The following is a 19,993-nucleotide window of genomic DNA, read 5'->3' on the forward strand; positions in this document are numbered from 1 at the left end:
AGAAAATTTAAGGTGCAGAAAGTCTATGGCCAAACGTGATTACTATGAGGTGCTCGGGGTTGAGCGCGGCGCCAGCGAAGCCGAGCTCAAGAAAGCCTACCGACGCCTGGCGATGAAATACCACCCGGATCGCAATCCGGGGGACGCAGCTGCCGAAGAGCAATTCAAGGAGGCTGCGGAGGCCTACGAAGTGCTGTCCGATGCGGGCAAGCGCTCGGCCTACGACCAGTACGGCCATGCTGGCGTCGATCCGAGCATGGGCGGCGGCGGTTTCGGCGGCGCCGCAGGGGGTGCGAACTTCTCCGACATCTTCGGCGACGTCTTCAGCGACTTCTTCGGCGGGCGCGGTGGTGCCGGTGGCCGCGGCGGTCCGCAGCGCGGTGCCGATCTGCGCTATACCCTGGATCTGGACCTCGAAGAGGCAGTGCGCGGGACCACGGTCACCATTCGCGTGCCCACCCTGGTCGAGTGCAAGGTGTGCGACGGCAATGGCGCCAAGCCAGGTACCTCGGCGTCCACCTGCCCCACCTGTGGCGGCATTGGCCAGGTGCGGATGCAGCAAGGTTTCTTCTCGGTGCAGCAAACCTGCCCGCGCTGCCACGGCAGCGGCAAGATCATTCCCGAGCCCTGCACGGCCTGTCATGGCCAGGGTCGCGTGGAAGAGCAGAAGACCCTGTCGGTCAAGGTGCCGGCGGGCGTCGACACGGGCGACCGCATCCGTCTGACCGGCGAAGGCGAGGCCGGGACCCTGGGTGGCCCCAGTGGCGACCTCTACGTGGTGGTCAATGTGCGCGAGCACTCGATCTTCCAGCGTGACGGCAAGCATCTCTATTGCGAGGTGCCGATCAACTTCACCGACGCCGCCCTGGGGGGGGAACTGGAAGTGCCGACCCTGGATGGCCGCGTCAAGCTGAAGATCCCCGAAGGCACTCAGACCGGCAAGATGTTCCGCCTACGCGGCAAGGGCGTGACGCCCGTGCGTGGCGGTGGCGCTGGCGATCTGATGTGCAAGGTGGTGGTGGAGACCCCGGTCAACCTGAGCCGGCGTCAGCGCGAGCTGCTCGAGGAGTTTCGCAACACCCTGCAGAGCGACAGCTCCCATTCGCCCCGGGCCAGTGGCTGGTTCGACGGCATGAAGCGCTTCTTCGACGACCTCTAAACCGGCAGGGGCGCCGTCGCGAGGCGGCGCCCGGCCAGCAGCCTGGAGCTGATGATGCGACGTATAGCTGTAATGGGCGCCGCGGGGCGCATGGGCAAGACCCTGATCGAAGCGGTCCAGCAGACCCAGGGCGCTGCCGGCCTGACTGCTGCGGTGGATCGTCCCGAGAGCAGCCTGGTGGGTGCCGATGCCGGCGAACTCGCCGGCATCGGCCGTAATGGGGTGATGCTGTCGGGTGACCTGGCGCGGGTGCTGGATGACTTCGATGTCGTCATCGACTTCACCCATCCCAATGTGACCCTGCAGAATCTGGCGCTGTGCCGCAAGGCCAGAAAGGCCATGGTGATCGGCACCACCGGCTTCACTGCCGAGCAGAAGCTGACCCTGCTGGAAGCGGGCAAGGAAATTCCCATCGTCTTCGCCGCCAACTTCAGCGTCGGCGTCAATCTCTGCCTCAAACTGCTGGATACCGCTGCCCGGGTACTGGGTGACGAGGTCGATATCGAGATCATCGAGGCGCACCATCGGCACAAGGTGGATGCGCCCTCGGGTACCGCCCTGCGCATGGGCGAGGTCGTGGCCCAGGCGCTGGGGCGTGATCTGGAGGAGGTCGCCGTCTATGGCCGGGAAGGCCAGACCGGTGCGCGGGATCGCCAGACCATCGGCTTCGCCACCGTGCGTGCCGGGGACGTGGTGGGCGATCACACGGTATTGTTCGCCAGCGAAGGCGAGCGGGTCGAGATCACCCACAAGGCCTCTAGTCGCATGACCTTCGCCAAGGGCGCGGTGCGTGCGGCCCTGTGGCTGAAGGACAAACAGCCAGCGCTATATGACATGCAGGACGTGCTGGAGTTGCGCTGATCAGCTCGCAGGGGTGCAAGGCGTGATCAATTCGTGTACAATGCAGCTTTAGTGTATCCACTAAAAGCTAGCGCAGAATGAAATCACAACATTAAAACGGGATGACTCTTCGAGATGTCATCCCGTTTTTTTGCACCCTGCGTTTGCCCGCCAAGGCTTGATTTTCGGAGGTCTTCTTGACTAAGCCAGCCATACTCGCACTTGCCGATGGCAGCATCTTTCGCGGTGAATCCATCGGTGCCGACGGCCACACGGTCGGCGAAGTGGTGTTCAACACCGCCATGACCGGCTACCAGGAAATCCTGACCGATCCTTCCTATGCGAAGCAGATCGTCACCCTGACCTATCCGCACATCGGCAATACCGGCACCACGCCGCAGGATGGCGAGGCCGCTCAGGTCTGGGCTGCCGGGCTGATCATCCGCGACCTGCCGCTGCTGGCCAGCAACTGGCGTAACAAGCAGTCGCTGCCCGACTATCTCAGGGAGAACGGCACCATCGCCATTGCCGGGATCGACACCCGTCGACTGACCCGCATTCTCCGCGAGAAGGGCGCTCAGGATGGCTGCATCCTGACCGGCGAAGACGCCACCGAAGAGCGTGCCCTGGAATTGGCTCGTGCCTTCCCTGGCCTCAAGGGCATGGACCTGGCCAAGGAAGTCAGCGTCAAGGAGCGCTACGAGTGGCGCTCCAGCGTCTGGTCGCTGGAAACCGACAGTCACGCCGAGATCCCCGCCGAGCAGTTGCCCTACCACGTGGTGGCCTTCGACTATGGCGTCAAGCTGAACATCCTGCGCATGCTGGTGGCCCGCGGCTGCCGCATCACCGTGCTGCCGGCCCAGACCCCGGCCAGCGAAGCCCTGGCGCTGCAGCCTGACGGCATCTTCCTGGCCAACGGCCCGGGCGATCCCGAGCCCTGCGACTACGCCATCAAGGCGATCCAGGATGTCCTGGAGACCGAGATTCCGGTATTCGGCATCTGCCTGGGCCATCAGCTGCTGGCCCTGGCCTCCGGCGCCAAGACGGTGAAGATGCCCAACGGTCATCACGGTGCCAACCATCCGGTGCAGGATCTGGATAGCGGCGTGGTAATGATCACCAGCCAGAACCACGGTTTTGCCGTGGATGAGGCCAGCCTGCCAGCCAGTGTGCGTGCTACCCACAAGTCGCTGTTTGACGGCACCCTGCAGGGTATCGAGCGTACCGACAAGGTCGCTTTCAGCTTCCAGGGTCACCCCGAGGCGAGCCCTGGCCCGCACGACGTGGCGCCGCTGTTCGACAAGTTCATCCAGGCCATGGCCGCGCGCCGCTAAGGTTAGAGGAGGGTAGAGCCCATGCTGGCGAATCTGGGTGTCATCGACTTCTGGACCTATGTGGTCGGGACCCTGTTCGTCATCCTGTTGCCCGGCCCCAACTCCTTCTTCGTGCTCGCCACCAGCGCCCAGCGCGGCATCCGCAGCGGTTACCAAGCGGCTTCCGCCGTGTTCCTTGGTGACGCCGTGCTGATGCTGCTCTCGGCTCTGGGCGTCGCCTCGCTGCTCAAGGCCGAGCCGCTATTCTTCCAGGTCCTCAAGTATCTGGGCGCGGCCTACCTGTTCTACCTCGGCTGGGGCATGTTGCGCGGCGGACTCAAGTCCTGGCGCAGCCCGGCCCAGAGCCAGGCCGAGGCGACCCTGCGCGAAGACGTCCATCAGCCGTTCCGCAAGGCGCTGCTGCTGAGCCTGTCGAATCCGAAGGCGATCCTGTTCTTCGTCTCCTTCTTCATCCAGTTCGTGGACCCCGGTTACGCCCATCCGGCGCTGTCCTTCCTGGTGCTGGGCGCGGTACTGGAAGCGATCAGCTTCTGCTACCTGTCGTTCCTGATTTTCTGCGGCGTTCGCCTGGCGGCCTGGTTCCGTCAGCGGCGTCGCCTCAGCGCAGGCGCCACCGGCGGCGTCGGCGCCCTGTTCGTTGGTTTCGGTGTGAAGTTGGCCACCGCGACCCTGACCTGATTACCTGCATTCGAGAAGCCCATGCCTAAGCGTACAGACATCAAGAGCATCCTGATCCTCGGAGCCGGCCCCATCGTCATCGGCCAGGCCTGCGAGTTCGACTATTCCGGCGCCCAGGCCTGCAAGGCCCTGCGCGAGGAAGGCTTCCGCGTCATCCTGGTGAACTCAAACCCGGCCACCATCATGACCGACCCCTCCATGGCCGATGCCACCTACATCGAGCCGATCAAGTGGGCGACGGTGGCCAAGATCATCGAGAAGGAGCGTCCCGACGCTCTGCTGCCGACCATGGGTGGCCAGACCGCGCTGAACTGCGCCCTGGACCTGGAGCGTCATGGCGTGCTGGAGAAATTCGGCGTCGAGATGATCGGTGCCAACGCCGACACCATCGACAAGGCCGAGGATCGCTCGCGCTTCGACAAGGCCATGAAGGACATCGGTCTGGCCTGCCCGGTCTCGGGTATCGCCCACAGCATGGAAGAAGCCTACGGCGTGCTGGAGAAGGTCGGCTTCCCCTGCATCATCCGTCCGTCCTTCACCATGGGCGGCACCGGTGGCGGCATCGCCTACAACCGCGAAGAGTTCGAGGAGATCTGCAACCGTGGTCTGGACCTGTCGCCGACCAACGAGCTGCTGATCGACGAATCCCTGATCGGCTGGAAGGAATACGAGATGGAGGTGGTCCGCGACAAGAAGGACAACTGCATCATCGTCTGCTCCATCGAGAACTTCGATCCCATGGGCGTGCACACCGGTGACTCCATCACCGTGGCTCCGGCGCAGACCCTGACCGACAAGGAATACCAGATCATGCGCAACGCCTCCCTGGCGGTGCTGCGCGAGATCGGCGTCGAGACCGGCGGCTCCAACGTCCAGTTCGGCATCTGCCCGAACACCGGGCGCATGGTGGTGATCGAGATGAACCCGCGGGTATCCCGCTCCTCGGCGCTGGCCTCCAAGGCCACCGGCTTCCCCATCGCCAAGATCGCTGCCAAGCTGGCGGTGGGCTACACCCTGGACGAGCTGCAGAACGACATTACCGGCGGGCGTACCCCGGCGTCCTTTGAGCCGGCCATCGACTACGTGGTCACCAAGATCCCGCGCTTCGCCTTCGAGAAATTCCCCAAGGCCGATGCCCGCTTGACCACTCAGATGAAATCCGTGGGCGAGGTCATGTCCATCGGTCGTACCTTCCAGGAGTCCCTGCAGAAAGCCCTGCGCGGCCTGGAAGTGGGCGTGGTCGGCTTCGATCCCAAGCTGGATCCGGCCGATCCCGAGGCCGACAGCACCCTCAAGCGTGAGCTGACCGTGCCGGGCGCCGATCGCATCTGGTACATCGGCGATGCCTTCCGCCAAGGCTACAGCCTGGACAAGGTCTTCGAGCTGACTCGTATCGATCCCTGGTTCCTGGTGCAGATCGAAGACCTGATCAAGGACGAGGAGCGCATCAAGACCCTGGGTCTGGCCGATCTCGACTACGACCTGATGCGCAAGCTCAAGCGCAAGGGCTTCTCCGACGCGCGCCTGGCCAAGCTGCTCGGCGTCACCGAGAAGAACCTGCGTGCCCATCGCCACAAGCTCAAGGTGCTGCCGGTATACAAGCGGGTGGACACCTGTGCTGCCGAATTCGCCACCGACACCGCCTACCTCTACTCCACCTACGAGGAAGAGTGCGAGGCCAAGCCCAGCGGTCGCGACAAGATCATGATCCTGGGTGGCGGTCCCAACCGCATCGGTCAGGGCATCGAGTTCGACTACTGCTGTGTGCACGCGGCCCTGGCCATGCGTGAAGACGGCTATGAAACCATCATGGTCAACTGCAACCCGGAAACCGTCTCCACCGATTACGACACCTCCGACCGCCTGTTCTTCGAGCCGGTGACCCTGGAGGACGTGCTGGAGATCGTCCGCGTCGAGCAGCCCAAGGGCGTCATCGTCCAATACGGCGGCCAGACCCCGCTCAAGCTCTGCCGGGCCCTGGAAGAGGCTGGCGTGCCCATCATCGGCACCAGCCCCGATGCCATCGACCGCGCCGAAGATCGCGAGCGCTTCCAGCAGATGGTGCAGCGCCTGAATCTGCGCCAGCCGGCCAACGCCACCGCGCGCAGCGAAGACGAGGCCCTGGCCCTCTCCAAGAACATCGGTTATCCGATGGTGGTTCGTCCCTCCTACGTACTGGGCGGCCGGGCGATGGAAATCGTCTACCAGGAAGAAGAACTCAAGCGCTACATGCGCGAAGCGGTGAAGGTGTCCAACGACAGTCCGGTGCTGCTCGACCACTTCCTCAACTGCGCCATCGAGGTGGATGTGGATGCGGTGTGCGACGGCCAGACCGTGGTGATCGGCGCCATCATGCAGCACATCGAACAGGCCGGCGTGCACTCCGGTGACTCCGCCTGCTCGCTACCGCCGTATTCGCTGCCCAAGCACATCCAGGACGAGATCCGCGAGCAGGTCAAGAAGATGGCTCTGGAGCTCGGCGTGGTCGGTCTGATGAACGTACAGATGGCCGTGCAGGGCGAGGACATCTACGTCATCGAGGTCAACCCGCGCGCCTCCCGTACCGTGCCCTTCGTCTCCAAGTGCATCGGCGAGTCCCTGGCCAAGGTGGCCGCCCGCGTCATGGCCGGCAAGACCCTGACCGAGGTCGGCTTCACCCAGGAAATCATCCCGCCGTTCTTCAGCGTCAAGGAAGCGGTGTTCCCCTTCAACAAGTTCCCCGGCGTGGACCCCATCCTCGGCCCAGAAATGAAATCCACTGGCGAGGTGATGGGCGTGGGCGACAGCTTCGGCGAAGCCTTCGCCAAGGCCCAGCTGGGCGCCAACGAGATCCTGCCGAATTCCGGTTGCGCCTTCATCAGCGTACGGGACGACGACAAGCCCGAAGCCGTGCAGGTTGCTCGTGATCTGGTCGGCCTCGGCTTCGAAGTCGTCGCCACTGCAGGTACCGCGCGAGTGATCGAGGCGGCTGGTCTGCCGGTGCGTCGCGTGAACAAGGTGACCGAGGGTCGCCCTCACGTGGTCGACATGATCAAGAACGACGAAGTCACCCTGATCATCAACACCACCGAAGGCCGGCAGTCCATTGCCGATTCCTATTCAATCCGCCGCAACGCGCTGCAGCACAAGCTCTGCTGCACCACTACCATTGCCGGCGGCCAGGCCATTTGCGAAGCTTTGAAATTCGGCGCCGAAAAGACCGTGCGCCGGCTGCAAGATCTGCATGCAGGAGTTAAGGCATGACCAAGTACCCCATGACCGTCCAGGGTGCTCGCGCCCTGGAAGACGAACTCAAACACCTCAAGACCGAGCTGCGTCCGCAGATCACCCAGGCCATCGCCGAAGCGCGTGAGCTGGGTGATCTCAAGGAGAACGCCGAATACCACGCTGCCCGCGAACAGCAGGGCATGGTAGAGGCGCGGATCCGCGATATCGAAGGCCGGTTGCAGAGCGCCCAGGTGATCGACGTAGCTGCCCTGCCGCATACCGGCAAGGTCATCTTCGGTACCACCGTGGAGATCGCCAACACCGAGACCGACGAGACGGTGACCTACCAGATCGTCGGCGACGATGAGGCTGATATCAAGCAGAGCAAGCTGTCGGTGGGTTCGCCCATCGCCCGCGCGCTGATCGGCAAGGAAGAAGGGGACGTGGTGCTGGTGAAGACCCCGGGCGGCGATGTCGAATACGAAATTGTCGCCGTCCGTCACGTCTGATCACCGCGCCGGAGGCTGGCTCGCCAGGCTGCTCGCGGCCGCCTGGCAGCTGGCCCAGGTGTTCTGGGTCGGCCCGCTGGTAGCCCTGCACCTGTGCATCCCTGTGGCGCTCGCCCAAGCGGGCTGGGCGCCGCTGCTGATCCAGTCCGGGCGCGAGGAATTGCTGCGCATGATGCTCAGCGCTGCAGCCGGGGGGGTCTTTACCCAGGTCGTGGTGCTGGTGTGGTGGGCCGGCTTCAGCGCGCTGTGGCGCGATCTGCGCGGTCAGCTGCTGCTGGCCAGTGCGCTAGCCGTGGTGCTGCAGAACGAACTGGCGCGCTTCTGGACCGGACCGACCGCCCTGGCCGGCTACCTGGTCCTGTTGCTTTGCGGTCTGATCCTGGTGCTGCAACCCGTTCCTGGGCGTGCGCCCGGGGCTCAGGCGGTATAGCGCACCACGTTGGACAGGTTGCGATTCTGTTCGCGGGCCTTGCGATAGATCAGGGCCATCTTGCCAATCACCTGCACCAGCTCGGCCTTGCTCGACGCGCACAGTTCGTCGATCAGGGCCCGGCGGTCTTCGCGTTCGGTGACGGCCAGCTTGATCTTGATCAGTTCATGGTCGTTCAGGGCGCGTTCGAGTTCACCCAATACGCCTTCGCTCAGGCCGTTCTCGCTGATGGTGACCACCGGCTTGAGTTGATGACCGATCGCCTTGAACCGCTTTTTATGCTCGTTGTTGAGCGCCATAATTCACCCCAGATAAAAGCCGAGCAGTTTATCCCAGCTGTCCGGTGCCGCCCAGCGATACAAGAAAACTTACCGTGGCCTGCGCTCAGTCCAGCGTGCATGGGCTCAGGGAACACATGGGCAACGCCTGCGTCAAGCAGGCTCGGAAGGGCGGCTGGTCAATCGCCGGAAAACTTGTGCCATCCCTTGCGAGAGACTGCCGGATGTGGCATTGCCAGCCGTTGCTGGGCAGTGCCGGATCCGTCTGATTTCCAGGGGCGATTGATGGCTATCCGGGAGGCCTTGTTATTTTCAGCAGAGCCCCCATATGAATGGCCTTGATGTGGTAGGCCAGTCCAGGGCTGTCTATCCTGGTGCGCTGGCCATGAGCCTCGTGCGCCGGGTTGGTGTCCAGGTAGGCTGTCTGATCAGGGTCTTCCAGCGAGAAGGCTGCACGAATTGCCTCAAAGAGGGGCGTGGACGCTTCGCTGTGGAGGTCAGGTGCGCTCTTTTCGCATCGCGGGACGTGTCGCGCCAGCAGTATCTATTGGGTCGCGGTTTCAAGGGCGATTGAGAGAATTGATGGCCGCAACATCTGCCTTGCCCTAGAGTCAAAGGCAGAAGACTCATATAGCGTTACAGACGATGTCTGCCGTGGGCCAGGCTTTGTGTAGTAACTTACCGGTCACTGCCGGTTTCGCTTCGAACGGTTTACCCACGAAACCGGCGCAGAGGGTAGTCAATTGAACGACATGGCAAAGAATCTGATCCTGTGGCTGATCATCGCCGCGGTGCTCGTCACCGTGATGAACAACTTCTCCAGCCCCAACGAACCCCAGACGCTCAACTACTCCGACTTCATCCAGCAGGTGAAGGACGGGCAGATCGAGAGCGTGACCGTGGATGGCTATGTCATCACCGGCAAGCATCGCGATGGCGACCCCTTCAAGACCATACGTCCAGCGATACAGGACAATGGCCTGATCGGCGATCTGGTCAATAACAGCGTTACCATTACCGGCAAGCAGCCAGAGCAGCAGAGCATCTGGACTCAACTGCTGGTGGCCAGCTTCCCGATCCTGGTGATCATCGCCGTCTTCATGTTCTTCATGCGCCAGATGCAGGGAGGTGCCGGCGGTCGCGGTGGTCCCATGAGCTTTGGCAAGAGCAAGGCACGCCTGTTGTCGGAAGACCAGGTCAAGACCACCTTCGCCGACGTCGCCGGTTGCGACGAAGCCAAGGAAGAGGTCACCGAGCTGGTTGAATTCCTGCGCGACCCGGGCAAGTTCCAGCGCCTGGGTGGACGTATTCCCCGTGGCGTGCTGATGGTCGGTTCGCCCGGTACCGGCAAGACGTTGCTGGCCAAGGCTGTTGCCGGTGAGGCCAAGGTACCCTTCTTCACCATTTCCGGTTCGGACTTCGTCGAGATGTTCGTCGGTGTCGGCGCCAGTCGCGTACGCGACATGTTCGACCAGGCCAAGAAGCACGCTCCCTGCATCATCTTCATCGACGAGATCGATGCGGTCGGTCGCCATCGTGGCAACGGCATGGGCGGTGGTCATGACGAACGCGAGCAGACCCTGAACCAGCTGCTGGTGGAAATGGATGGCTTTGAAATGAACGATGGCATCATCGTCATTGCCGCTACCAACCGCCCCGATGTCCTCGACCCTGCCTTGCTGCGCCCCGGTCGTTTCGACCGCCAGGTCGTGGTCGGGCTGCCCGACATCCGCGGTCGCGAGCAGATCCTCAAGGTGCACATGCGCAAGGTGCCGGTCGGTGATCGCGTCGATGCTAGCGTAATTGCTCGGGGTACTCCGGGTTTCTCCGGTGCCGACCTGGCCAACCTGGTCAACGAAGCTTCCCTGTTCGCCGCCCGTGCCAACAAGCGCATCGTCGACATGCGTGAGTTCGAGCTGGCCAAGGACAAGATCATGATGGGCGCCGAGCGCAAAACCATGGTCATGTCCGAGAAGGAGAAGCGTAATACCGCTTACCACGAAGCCGGTCATGCCATCGTCGGTCGCTTGGTGCCCGAGCACGACCCGGTCTACAAGGTCTCCATCATTCCTCGCGGCCGTGCCCTGGGCGTGACCATGTTCCTCCCTGAGGAAGATCGTTACAGCCTGTCCAAGCGGGCGCTGGAAAGCCAGATCTGCTCGCTGTTTGGTGGCCGTATCGCCGAGGAAATGACCTTGGGCTTCGAAGGTGTCACCACGGGTGCCTCCAACGACATCATGAGAGCGACTTCCCTGGCGCGTAACATGGTGACCAAGTGGGGCCTGTCCGAGAAGCTCGGTCCGCTGCTGTACGGCGAGGAAGAGAACGAAGGCTACCTGGGTCGTTCCGGCGGCGGTGGTGGTGGCAACATGTCGGGCGAGACTGCCAAGCAGATCGACGTCGAGATCCGCCGCATCATCGACGACTGCTACAACACCGCCAAGCGCCTGCTCGACGAGAATCGTGACAAGCTCGAACTCATGGCTGATGCCTTGATGAAGTACGAGACCATCGATTCCGATCAGATCGACGACATCATGGCTGGCAAGGTCCCGCGTGAACCGCGCGACTGGCACGATCGCGGTGGTCCGACCGGGGATGCGCCCGCATCGCCGCAGAGTGGCAGTGACCGTCCTGAGACGCCCATTGGTGGTCCGGCTGGAGAACATTGAAACACCCATGTTCAATCCGTTTCCTTCGACCCGATTGCCTTGCGGCAATCGGGTTCTTGTTTTTGACACGCCCAAAGTCATGGGCATCCTTAACGTCACCCCTGACTCCTTTTCCGATGGCGGCCGTTACACGGCAGTGGAAAGTGCCCTGCGTCATGCGGAAGCAATGGTGGCGGCCGGTGCGGCTATTATCGATGTAGGGGGTGAGTCCACCCGGCCAGGGGCCCAAGCGGTATCCGAGGCTCAAGAGCTCGATCGGGTAATTCCGGTGGTTCAGGCGATCGCTCGGGAGCTGGATGTCGTTATTTCTCTGGATACCTCCGCGCCAGCGGTCATGCGCGAAGGCGCTCTGGTCGGTGCCGGCCTGATCAACGATGTGCGCTCGCTACGGCGTCCTGGCGCTCTTGAGGCGGCTGCCGCTACCGGCCTGGCGGTTTGCCTGATGCATATGCGTGGGGAGCCAGGCACCATGCAGCAGGCGCCCGTCTATACCAACGTCGCGAGGGAGGTCGGTGCCTTTCTCGGCGACCAAGTCGCACGTTGCCAGGCTGCCGGCATTGCTCGCGAGCGACTGATACTGGATCCGGGTTACGGCTTCGCCAAGACTCTGGAGCACAATCTCGAACTGTTTCAGCGGCAAACGGAGTTGCTCGCCTTTGGGCTACCCTTGCTGGTGGGTGTCTCGCGCAAGAGCATGATCGGCGCGGTCACTGGACGGCCCTTGGAGGGGCGCCTGGCAGGTGGATTGGCGCTGGCGGCGCTGGCGCTGGCGAAAGGCGCTCAGATCCTGAGGGTTCATGATGTGGCGGAAACAGTGGATGTGGTGAAGATGATCACCGCGGTCGAAGGCTTCAGGCAGGAACAGAACTGATGGCAAAAAAGTATTTTGGAACGGATGGCATTCGTGGCAGGGTCGGGGCCTATCCCATTACTCCGGACTTCATGCTCAAGCTGGGCTGGGCGGCGGGCATAGCCTTTCGCAGTCACGGCGGCTGTCGGGTGCTGGTCGGCAAGGACACGCGCAACTCGGGCTACATGTTCGAGTCGGCGCTGGAGGCTGGTCTGTCCGCCGCCGGTGCGGACGTCATGCTGCTCGGTCCCATGCCGACACCGGGTATCGCCTATCTGACGCGAACCTTCCAGGCCAGCGCCGGCATTGTCATCAGTGCTTCGCACAATCCCTACTACGACAACGGCATCAAGTTCTTTTCCGGCGCCGGCACCAAGCTGCCCGATGAGCTCGAGACCATGATTGAGGAGCTGCTCGATACTCCGATGACCGTGGTCGACTCGGCGCGGATTGGCAAGGTCTCGCGCATCAACGATGCGGCTGGTCGCTACATCGAGTTCTGCAAGAGCAGCGTGCCGACCGGCACCAGCTTCGCTGGGTTGAAGATCGTGCTGGATTGCGCCAACGGCGCGACCTACAAGATCGCGCCCAGCGTCTTCCGTGAGCTCGGTGCAGACGTCAGCGTGCTTGGCGTGCAGCCAGATGGGCTCAACATCAACAAGGACTGCGGCTCCACTCACCTAGAGGGCCTACAGCAAGCAGTGCTCGACCAGCACGCCGACATCGGCATCGCCTTCGACGGCGACGGTGATCGGGTCCTGATGGTGGATCACACCGGGGCAGCGGTGGACGGCGACGAGCTGCTCTATCTAATCGCGCGCGATCTCAAGCGCCGTGGCCGCCTCGAGGGCGGGGTGGTGGGTACCCTGATGAGCAATCTTGGTCTCGAGCTGGGGCTGGCCGAGCTGGACATCCCCTTCGTGCGGGCCAAGGTCGGCGATCGCTATGTGATGGCCGAGCTGCTGGAGCGCAATTGGGTATTGGGCGGTGAGAACTCCGGGCATGTGGTCTGCTGCCAGTACACCACCACAGGTGACGCCACCATCGCCGCGCTGCAGGTGCTGATCGCCCTGCGCAATGCCGGTCAGACCCTGGCCCAGGCGCGCATGGCGCTGCGCAAGTGTCCGCAGGTGTTGATCAACGTGAGATTCGGTGGCGGCCAGGATCCTTTGGAGAATCCCCGGGTCAAGCAGGCCAGCGCAGAGGTGACCGAGAAAATGGCCGGCAAGGGACGGGTGCTGCTGCGTAAATCCGGTACCGAGCCGTTGGTCAGGGTCATGGTCGAAGGCGAAAACGAGCGTGAGGTTCGTGCCCATGCCGAAGCGCTCGCTCAATTGATAACTGAGGTATGTGCTTGATTTGCTTGCATGCCTGTTTTCGATTGAGTAACATCTGCGCCCACTTCGCTCCCTGAGGTAAAACGCATGCGTCGTTCCCTGGTTGCCGGTAACTGGAAAATGCATGGCTCGCTGCAGAGCGTGTCCGCATTGGTCGCAGGCTTGAAAGGGTTGGACGGCGTGTCTGGTGTCGATGTCGTGGTGATTCCAACATTGGTGCATCTACCGGGGGTGGCTGAAGGTTTGGCAGCGACGTCGCTGATGGTGGGGGCTCAGACCTGTGCTCCCGTCGCTGGCGAGAAGGCCCTGACTGGCGAGGTATCCTCGACGCAGTTGGTGGAATTCGGTTGCCGTTACGTGCTGGTGGGGCATTCCGAGCGGCGTGCCCTGCTGGGCGAGGATGACGAGGTGGTGGCGAAGAAATTCGCGGCCATCCAGGAGGGCGGGATGATTCCCGTGCTCTGCGTCGGTGAAACCCGTGAAGAGCGGGAGGCCGAGCGTACTCTGGACGTGGTCGGTGGCCAGCTGAAGGCGGTCATCGACGCAGTTGGAGTCGCGGCTTTCACCCGTGCCGTGGTGGCCTATGAGCCCGTTTGGGCGATAGGTACCGGGCTCACGGCGACGCCGGAGCAGGCGCAAGAGGTTCATGCGGCGATTCGCGCCCTGGTGCGTGAGGCCGATGCTGAAGTCGCTGAAGGGCTTCAGTTGCTGTATGGCGGTAGTGTCAAAGCCGCCAATGCTGCCGAGTTGTTCGGCATGCCGGATATCGATGGGGGGCTGGTGGGTGGTGCCTCCCTGAATGCTGAAGAGTTCAGTGCGATTTGCCGCGCTGCAGGACGTGGATAATGTTGGAAACTGCAGTTGTAGTGATCCACTTGCTGATGGCGCTTGGCCTGATCGTGCTGGTGTTGATGCAGCAGGGCAAGGGTGCTGAAGCAGGTGCATCCTTTGGTGCGGGTGCCTCGGGTACCGTTTTTGGTAGTCAAGGTTCTGCTACCTTTCTGAGTCGTTTTACTGCTATACTAGCTGCGGTTTTTTTCGCGACTAGTCTGGGTCTGGGGTATTACGCCAAAGACCGTGCGCTGGGTCTGCGTGAAGTGGGTCTTCCCACTCAGCCAGTCCAGCAGGCTCCTCAGCCTAAGCAGGATGGTAACGATGTTCCCCTGAGCCAGCCGCGTGCTGCTCAAGGCGGTACTTCCGGGGACGTGCCCCAGGAGTCCAAGTAGGTTTCAAAGGTTTCATGCCGAAGTGGTGGAATTGGTAGACACGCTATCTTGAGGGGGTAGTGGCCACAGGCTGTATGGGTTCGAGTCCCATCTTCGGCACCAAATAGCAAAGACGTCCAGCAGGACGCGGCGAGAGAGTAGGTTGACTCTTATAGTAGAGTTGAATATAATCTCGCTCCAGCTTTGACGCGGGGTGGAGCAGTCTGGTAGCTCGTCGGGCTCATAACCCGAAGGTCGTTGGTTCAAATCCAGCCCCCGCAACCAGTTTTTTAAAGCCCCTTTATAGGGGCTTTTTGTTGGCTGGACAGTTCGGGTCGCGCTTTCTTGCGCAGACCTCTTAGGGATGGGCGTAATGCCCATTTTTTATTCTCAAAAAACGCGAGGCAACCAGGTGTCGAGCAAGCTAGAACAGTTGCAGGCCTTGCTGGCCCCCGTCATCGAGGCGCTTGGCTATGTCTGCTGGGGTGTCGAGTACATCTCCCAAGGGCGGCATTCGCTACTGCGTGTCTACATCGATCATCCCAATGGCATTCTCGTAGAAGACTGCGAGAAGGTCAGCCGCCAAGTCAGTGGCGTACTCGATGTGGAAGATCCCATCACCAATGAATACACCCTCGAGGTGTCTTCCCCCGGTATGGATAGGCCCCTGTTCACGTTGGAGCAATTCGCTGCCCATGCCGGTGAGCAGATAAAGGTCAAACTTCGGTCGCCCTTCGACGGGCGACGTAATTTCCAGGGTTTGCTGCGCGGTGTGGAAGACCAGGATGTCGTGGTGCAGGTGGACGAGCATGAGTATCTGCTACCCATCGAGATGATCGACAAGGCCAACGTCGTTCCCCGTTTCGAGTGATTTGAGCGCGAGACCGCGGATCCCAAGGATTGCGAATACGAGGCGTAAGATGAGCAAAGAAGTTCTGCTGGTAGTGGAATCTGTTTCGAACGAGAAGGGTGTTCCACCCGGCGTCATCTTCGAGGCACTGGAGTTGGCTCTCGCCACGGCTACCAAGAAACGCTACGAAGAAGATGTGGATCTGCGGGTGTCGATCAACAGACACAACGGCAGCTACGAGACCTTCCGCCGCTGGACCGTGGTGGAAGACGAAGACTATCAGCTGCCCGATTCGCATCTGACGGTGGAAGACGCCCAGGAAGAGCATCCTGGGGTCAAGGCCGGTGAAGTGATCGAAGAGAAGATCGAGTCCATCGAATTCGGTCGGATCGCTGCCCAGACCGCCAAGCAGGTGATCGTGCAGAAGGTGCGCGAGGCCGAGCGGGCTCAGGTGGTGGACGCCTATCGCGAGAAGGTCGGCGAGATCATCTCGGGAACCGTCAAGAAGGTTACCCGTGACAGCGTGATCGTCGACCTGGGCAACAATGCCGAGGCGCTGCTGCCGCGTGAGCACATCATTCCCCGTGAGACCTTCCGCATGGGCGTGCGTCTGCGCGCCTTGCTCAAGGAAATCCGTACGGAAAACCGCGGTCCGCAACTGATGCTGTCGCGTACCGATCCGCAGATGCTGATCGAGCTGTTCCGCATCGAAGTACCGGAAATCTCCGAGCAGTTGATCGATGTCATGGCAGCCGCTCGGGATCCGGGCTCGCGGGCCAAGATCGCCGTTCGCTCCAAGGACAAGCGCATCGATCCGCAGGGCGCCTGTATCGGCATGCGTGGTTCGCGTGTCCAGGCGGTATCCGGTGAACTGGGTGGCGAGCGTGTCGACATCGTCCTCTGGGATGACAATCCGGCGCAGTTCGTCATCAACGCCATGGCTCCGGCCGAAGTCGCCTCGATCATCGTCGACGAAGACAGCCGTACCATGGACATCGCCGTCGCCGAGGATAACCTGGCCCAGGCGATCGGCCGTGGCGGCCAGAACGTGCGCCTGGCCAGTCAGCTGACCGGTTGGACGCTCAACGTGATGACCGAAGCGGACATCAACGCCAAGCAACAGGCCGAGACCGGCGACATCATCCAGCGCTTCATCGACGAGCTGGATGTCGACGAGGAACTGGCGCAGGTGCTGGTGGAAGAAGGCTTCACTTCCCTCGAGGAAGTGGCCTACGTGCCCATGGAAGAGATGCTCAACATCGATGGCTTCGACGAAGACATCGTCAACGAGCTGCGTACCCGGGCCAAGGATCGCCTGCTTACCCGGGCCATCGCAACGGAAGAACAGAAGAGCCCCAGCGAAGATCTGCTGACCCTCGACGGCATGGATCCCCAGCTCGCCAGCGCGCTGGCCCAGCGTGGCGTGGTCAATCGCGAAGAGCTCGCCGAGCAGTCGATCGACGACCTGCTCGACATCAACGGCATGACCGAAGAGCGTGCCGGCAAGCTGATCATGGCTGCCCGTGCCCATTGGTTCGAGTAAGCGGCGCAGTCTGAGGAGAGAAGTGCATGACGCAAGTCACGGTGAAAGAACTGGCCCAAACGGTCAATACGCCGGTGGAACGTCTGCTACAGCAGATGCGCGAGGCAGGTCTGACGCATAGCAGCGCCGAGCAATTGGTGAGCGATGCGGAGAAGCAGGCGCTGCTGACGCACCTGAAGGGGACTGCGCAGCTCGACGAGCCAAGCAAGATCACCCTGCAGCGCAAGACCCAGACCACACTGAAAGTGGCCGGCAGCAAGACCGTCAGTGTCGAAGTCCGCAAGAAGAAAACCTTCGTCAAGCGCAGCCCTGCCGAGCTTGAAGCCGAGCAGCGCCGCGAGCAGGAAGCCCAGCGTGCCGCTGAAGAGGCTGCCGCCCAGGCGCGCGCCGAGGAAGAAGCCCAGCGTGCTGCTGAAGAAGCTGCACGTCAGCAGGCCGAAGCCGCTGCCCAGGTGGAGCAGGCGCAGGCCGTCGCTACCGAAGCCGCAGCCCCGGCTGCGCCGGAAGCACCTGCCGTGGTGGCCGAGCAGCAGCCCGCTGCCGAAGCTGCCACCGAGGCCAAGAAGGCCGATCCGGCTGGCGAGCGCAAGCGCGAAGAACCGCGTCGTCCCGTGCATCCTGCCCCGAGCAGCAAGCGCGAAGAAGACGAGCGTCGTGAGCGCAAGAATGCCCAGCATCGCCCGTCGATCAAGGACAAGGTCGCAGCTCCTCGTACCGTGCGCAGTGGCGACGACGAGGAAGAGGGCTTTGGCCGGCGTGGCGGTCGCGGTGGCAAGTCGCGACTCAAGAAGCGAAACCAACACGGGTTCCAGAGCCCGACAGGACCTGTAGTGCGCGAAGTCAATCTAGGTGAGACCATCACCGTCTCTGAGCTAGCTCAGCAGATGTCGGTGAAGGCCGCCGAAGTCATCAAGTTCATGTTCAAGATGGGGTCTCCCGCCACCATCAACCAGGTGCTCGACCGCGAGACGGCGCAGCTGGTGGCCGAAGAGCTGGGCCACAAGGTCAAGCTGGTCAACGAGAACGCCCTGGAAGACCAGCTGGCCGAATCCCTCAAGTTCGAGGGTGGCAAGGCCCTGCACCGTGCGCCAGTAGTGACCGTCATGGGTCACGTCGACCACGGTAAGACCTCGCTGCTGGACTACATCCGTCGCGCCAAGGTCGCGTCGGGCGAGGCCGGTGGCATCACCCAGCACATCGGTGCCTACCACGTGGAAACCGAGCGTGGCATGGTGACCTTCCTGGATACCCCTGGTCACGCCGCGTTCACCGCGATGCGTGCCCGTGGTGCCAAGGCCACCGACATCGTCATCCTGGTCGTCGCGGCCGATGACGGCGTCATGCCGCAGACCGAGGAAGCCATCCAGCACGCCAAGGCGGCAGGTGTCCCCATCGTCGTGGCGGTCAACAAGATCGACAAGCCCGATGCCGATCCGGATCGCGTCAAGCACGATCTGGCCGGTCGTCAGGTCATCCCGGAAGAGTGGGGCGGCGATACCCAGTTCGTGCACGTCTCGGCCAAGGCCGGTACCGGTGTGGACGAGCTGCTCGAAGCCATCCTGCTGCAGGCCGAAGTCCTGGAGCTGACCGCTACACCGGAAGCACCCGGTCGCGGTGTGGTCATCGAGTCGCGCCTGGACAAGGGCCGTGGTCCGGTCGCTACCGTGCTGGTACAGAACGGTACCCTGCGGCAGGGCGACATGGCCCTGGTCGGCGTCAACTTCGGTCGCATCCGTGCCATGCTCGACGAGAACGGCAAGCCGATCAAGGAAGCCGGCCCGTCCATTCCGGTCGAGATCCTTGGTCTGGACGGTACCCCGGATGCCGGTGATGAACTCACCGTGCTGACCGACGAGAAGAAGGCCCGGGAAGTGGCGCTGTTCCGTCAGGGTAAGTTCCGCGAGGTCAAGCTGGCGCGTGCTCATGCCGGCAAGCTCGAGAACATCTTCGAGAACATGGGCCAGGACGAGAAGAAGACCCTCAACATCGTGCTCAAGTCCGATGTGCGCGGCTCCCTTGAGGCGCTGCAGGGTTCGCTGTCCGGCCTGGGCAACGACGAAGTCCAGGTACGCGTGGTTGGCGGTGGCGTCGGTGGTATCACCGAAAGCGATGCTAACCTGGCGCTGGCCTCCAATGCCGTGCTGTTCGGCTTCAACGTCCGGGCCGATGCCGGGGCGCGGAAGATCGTCGAGCAGGAAGGCCTCGACATGCGTTACTACAACGTCATCTACGACATCATCGAAGATGTGAAGAAGGCGCTGACCGGCATGCTGGGCAGTGACGTCCGGGAGAACATCCTGGGTATCGCTGAAGTACGTGACGTCTTCCGTTCGCCCAAGTTTGGCGCCGTCGCCGGCTGCATGGTCACCGAGGGCATGGTGCACCGCAACCGTCCGATCCGCGTCCTGCGCGAAGACGTGGTCATCTTCGAAGGCGAGCTGGAATCCCTGCGTCGCTTCAAGGATGACGTGGCCGAAGTGCGTGCCGGCATGGAATGCGGTATCGGCGTGAAGAGCTACAACGACGTCCGCGTCGGCGACAAGATCGAAGTGTTCGAGAAGGTTCAGGTCGCCCGTTCGCTGTAACGACGACTCTGCACCAGGACGGCAGGTCGCGGACCTGGCAGAACCCTGCCAGGTCCGGACTTGCCGTTCGCGTTTCCAAGGTTCATGGCTGGCAGGCCTGACGTCTGCGGCCTTTTGTACGAGAGTTTCGACATGGCCAAAGAATTCAGCCGTACCCAGCGTATCGGTGATCAGATACAGCGCGAACTGGCGCTGTTGATCCATCGCGAAATCAAAGATCCACGGCTGGGTATGGTGACCATCACCGGCGTGGACGTGGCCCGGGATCTGTCCCATGCCAAGGTGCACATCACCGTGCTGGGCAAGGACGATGACCCCGAGGCGATCAAGCAGAATATCGCCATCCTCAAGGATGCCTCCGGCTTCCTGCGGCAGCAGTTGGGTCGGGCGATGAAGTTGCGGACCGTTCCGCAACTGGGTTTCCAGTATGACGAGAGCATCCGTCGCGGCGCCCAGCTGTCGGCGCTGATCGAGCGGGCGGTCGCCGAAGATCGTCGGCAGGACGGGGAGGAGTAG

17 protein-coding genes and 2 tRNA genes are annotated in these 19,993 nt (G+C 62.3%); 18 read left to right on the forward strand and 1 reads right to left on the reverse strand.

Annotation, left to right across the window (positions count from 1 at the left end):
- Positions 1 to 25 precede the first annotated feature (25 nt).
- The 7 genes from dnaJ to PJ259_RS18370 all read left to right on the forward strand — a co-directional run bounded on the left by dnaJ (position 26) and on the right by PJ259_RS18370 (position 8,157).
- Positions 26 to 1,159 (forward strand): molecular chaperone DnaJ, encoded by a 1,134-nt coding sequence (gene dnaJ / locus PJ259_RS18340; protein ID WP_059313360.1) that lies wholly within the window; start codon positions 26 to 28, stop codon positions 1,157 to 1,159.
- A gap of 54 nt (positions 1,160 to 1,213) precedes the next feature.
- Positions 1,214 to 2,020: a 4-hydroxy-tetrahydrodipicolinate reductase gene (gene dapB / locus PJ259_RS18345; RefSeq protein ID WP_271655893.1), complete on the forward strand. Its 807-nt coding sequence runs from the start codon at positions 1,214 to 1,216 to the stop codon at positions 2,018 to 2,020.
- 176 nt (positions 2,021 to 2,196) lie between these two features.
- On the forward strand, positions 2,197 to 3,333 hold the full coding sequence (carA, locus tag PJ259_RS18350; RefSeq protein WP_271653743.1) for a glutamine-hydrolyzing carbamoyl-phosphate synthase small subunit: 1,137 nt from the start codon (positions 2,197 to 2,199) through the stop codon (positions 3,331 to 3,333).
- A 21-nt stretch (positions 3,334 to 3,354) separates the two neighbouring features.
- Entirely contained in the window at positions 3,355 to 4,011 is a 657-nt protein-coding gene (leuE, locus tag PJ259_RS18355) for a leucine efflux protein LeuE (RefSeq protein WP_442964859.1), read from the forward strand.
- A gap of 21 nt (positions 4,012 to 4,032) precedes the next feature.
- Positions 4,033 to 7,254, forward strand: a complete 3,222-nt coding sequence (gene carB, locus PJ259_RS18360) for a carbamoyl-phosphate synthase large subunit (protein WP_271653744.1) — start codon at positions 4,033 to 4,035, stop codon at positions 7,252 to 7,254.
- Positions 7,251 to 7,727: a transcription elongation factor GreA gene (gene greA, locus PJ259_RS18365; protein ID WP_271653745.1), complete on the forward strand. Its 477-nt coding sequence runs from the start codon at positions 7,251 to 7,253 to the stop codon at positions 7,725 to 7,727. Before carB ends, greA begins: the two co-directional genes overlap by 4 nt.
- Positions 7,705 to 8,157, forward strand: coding sequence for a hypothetical protein (locus PJ259_RS18370; protein WP_271653746.1), 453 nt, complete (start codon positions 7,705 to 7,707; stop codon positions 8,155 to 8,157). Before greA ends, PJ259_RS18370 begins: the two co-directional genes overlap by 23 nt.
- Here the strand turns inward: PJ259_RS18370 and yhbY are convergent.
- Positions 8,145 to 8,456, reverse strand: a complete 312-nt coding sequence (gene yhbY, locus PJ259_RS18375) for a ribosome assembly RNA-binding protein YhbY (RefSeq protein ID WP_059313366.1) — start codon at positions 8,454 to 8,456, stop codon at positions 8,145 to 8,147. The two genes, PJ259_RS18370 and yhbY, sit on opposite strands and share 13 nt — an antisense overlap.
- Positions 8,457 to 9,187: 731 nt before the next feature.
- On the opposite strand from yhbY, the gene ftsH reads away from it, so the two are divergent.
- From ftsH to rbfA, 11 genes are all read left to right on the forward strand, one after another.
- Entirely contained in the window at positions 9,188 to 11,107 is a 1,920-nt protein-coding gene (gene ftsH, locus PJ259_RS18380; protein WP_059313368.1) for an ATP-dependent zinc metalloprotease FtsH, read from the forward strand.
- Between the two features lie 7 nt (positions 11,108 to 11,114).
- On the forward strand, positions 11,115 to 11,978 hold the full coding sequence (gene folP, locus PJ259_RS18385; RefSeq protein ID WP_271653747.1) for a dihydropteroate synthase: 864 nt from the start codon (positions 11,115 to 11,117) through the stop codon (positions 11,976 to 11,978).
- Positions 11,978 to 13,315, forward strand: coding sequence for a phosphoglucosamine mutase (gene glmM / locus PJ259_RS18390; protein ID WP_271653748.1), 1,338 nt, complete (start codon positions 11,978 to 11,980; stop codon positions 13,313 to 13,315). The genes folP and glmM overlap by 1 nt, the downstream gene beginning before the upstream one ends.
- 66 nt (positions 13,316 to 13,381) lie before the next feature.
- Positions 13,382 to 14,140: a triose-phosphate isomerase gene (gene tpiA / locus PJ259_RS18395; RefSeq protein ID WP_271653749.1), complete on the forward strand. Its 759-nt coding sequence runs from the start codon at positions 13,382 to 13,384 to the stop codon at positions 14,138 to 14,140.
- The gene (gene secG / locus PJ259_RS18400) at positions 14,140 to 14,520 is read left to right on the forward strand and encodes a preprotein translocase subunit SecG (RefSeq protein ID WP_133863044.1); all 381 of its coding nucleotides are present in this window, start codon (positions 14,140 to 14,142) and stop codon (positions 14,518 to 14,520) included. Before tpiA ends, secG begins: the two co-directional genes overlap by 1 nt.
- A 16-nt stretch (positions 14,521 to 14,536) precedes the next feature.
- Positions 14,537 to 14,622 (forward strand) — tRNA-Leu (locus PJ259_RS18405).
- Between the two features lie 85 nt (positions 14,623 to 14,707).
- Positions 14,708 to 14,784, forward strand: a tRNA-Met gene (locus tag PJ259_RS18410).
- Positions 14,785 to 14,911: 127 nt separating this feature from the next.
- Entirely contained in the window at positions 14,912 to 15,370 is a 459-nt protein-coding gene (rimP, locus tag PJ259_RS18415) for a ribosome maturation factor RimP (protein WP_059316809.1), read from the forward strand.
- Positions 15,371 to 15,419: 49 nt separating this feature from the next.
- A complete protein-coding gene (nusA, locus tag PJ259_RS18420) occupies positions 15,420 to 16,892 on the forward strand; it encodes a transcription termination factor NusA (protein ID WP_007162649.1) in 1,473 nt (490 codons plus the stop codon).
- Between the two features lie 26 nt (positions 16,893 to 16,918).
- Complete coding sequence (gene infB / locus PJ259_RS18425) at positions 16,919 to 19,477, forward strand: translation initiation factor IF-2 (protein WP_271653750.1); 2,559 nt, start codon at positions 16,919 to 16,921, stop codon at positions 19,475 to 19,477.
- A gap of 132 nt (positions 19,478 to 19,609) precedes the next feature.
- Entirely contained in the window at positions 19,610 to 19,993 is a 384-nt protein-coding gene (gene rbfA, locus PJ259_RS18430; RefSeq protein ID WP_133863047.1) for a 30S ribosome-binding factor RbfA, read from the forward strand.

The organism is Pseudomonas sp. JBR1, assembly GCF_028198185.1.
GTDB classification, from domain to species: domain Bacteria; phylum Pseudomonadota; class Gammaproteobacteria; order Pseudomonadales; family Pseudomonadaceae; genus Chryseomonas; species Chryseomonas oryzihabitans_E.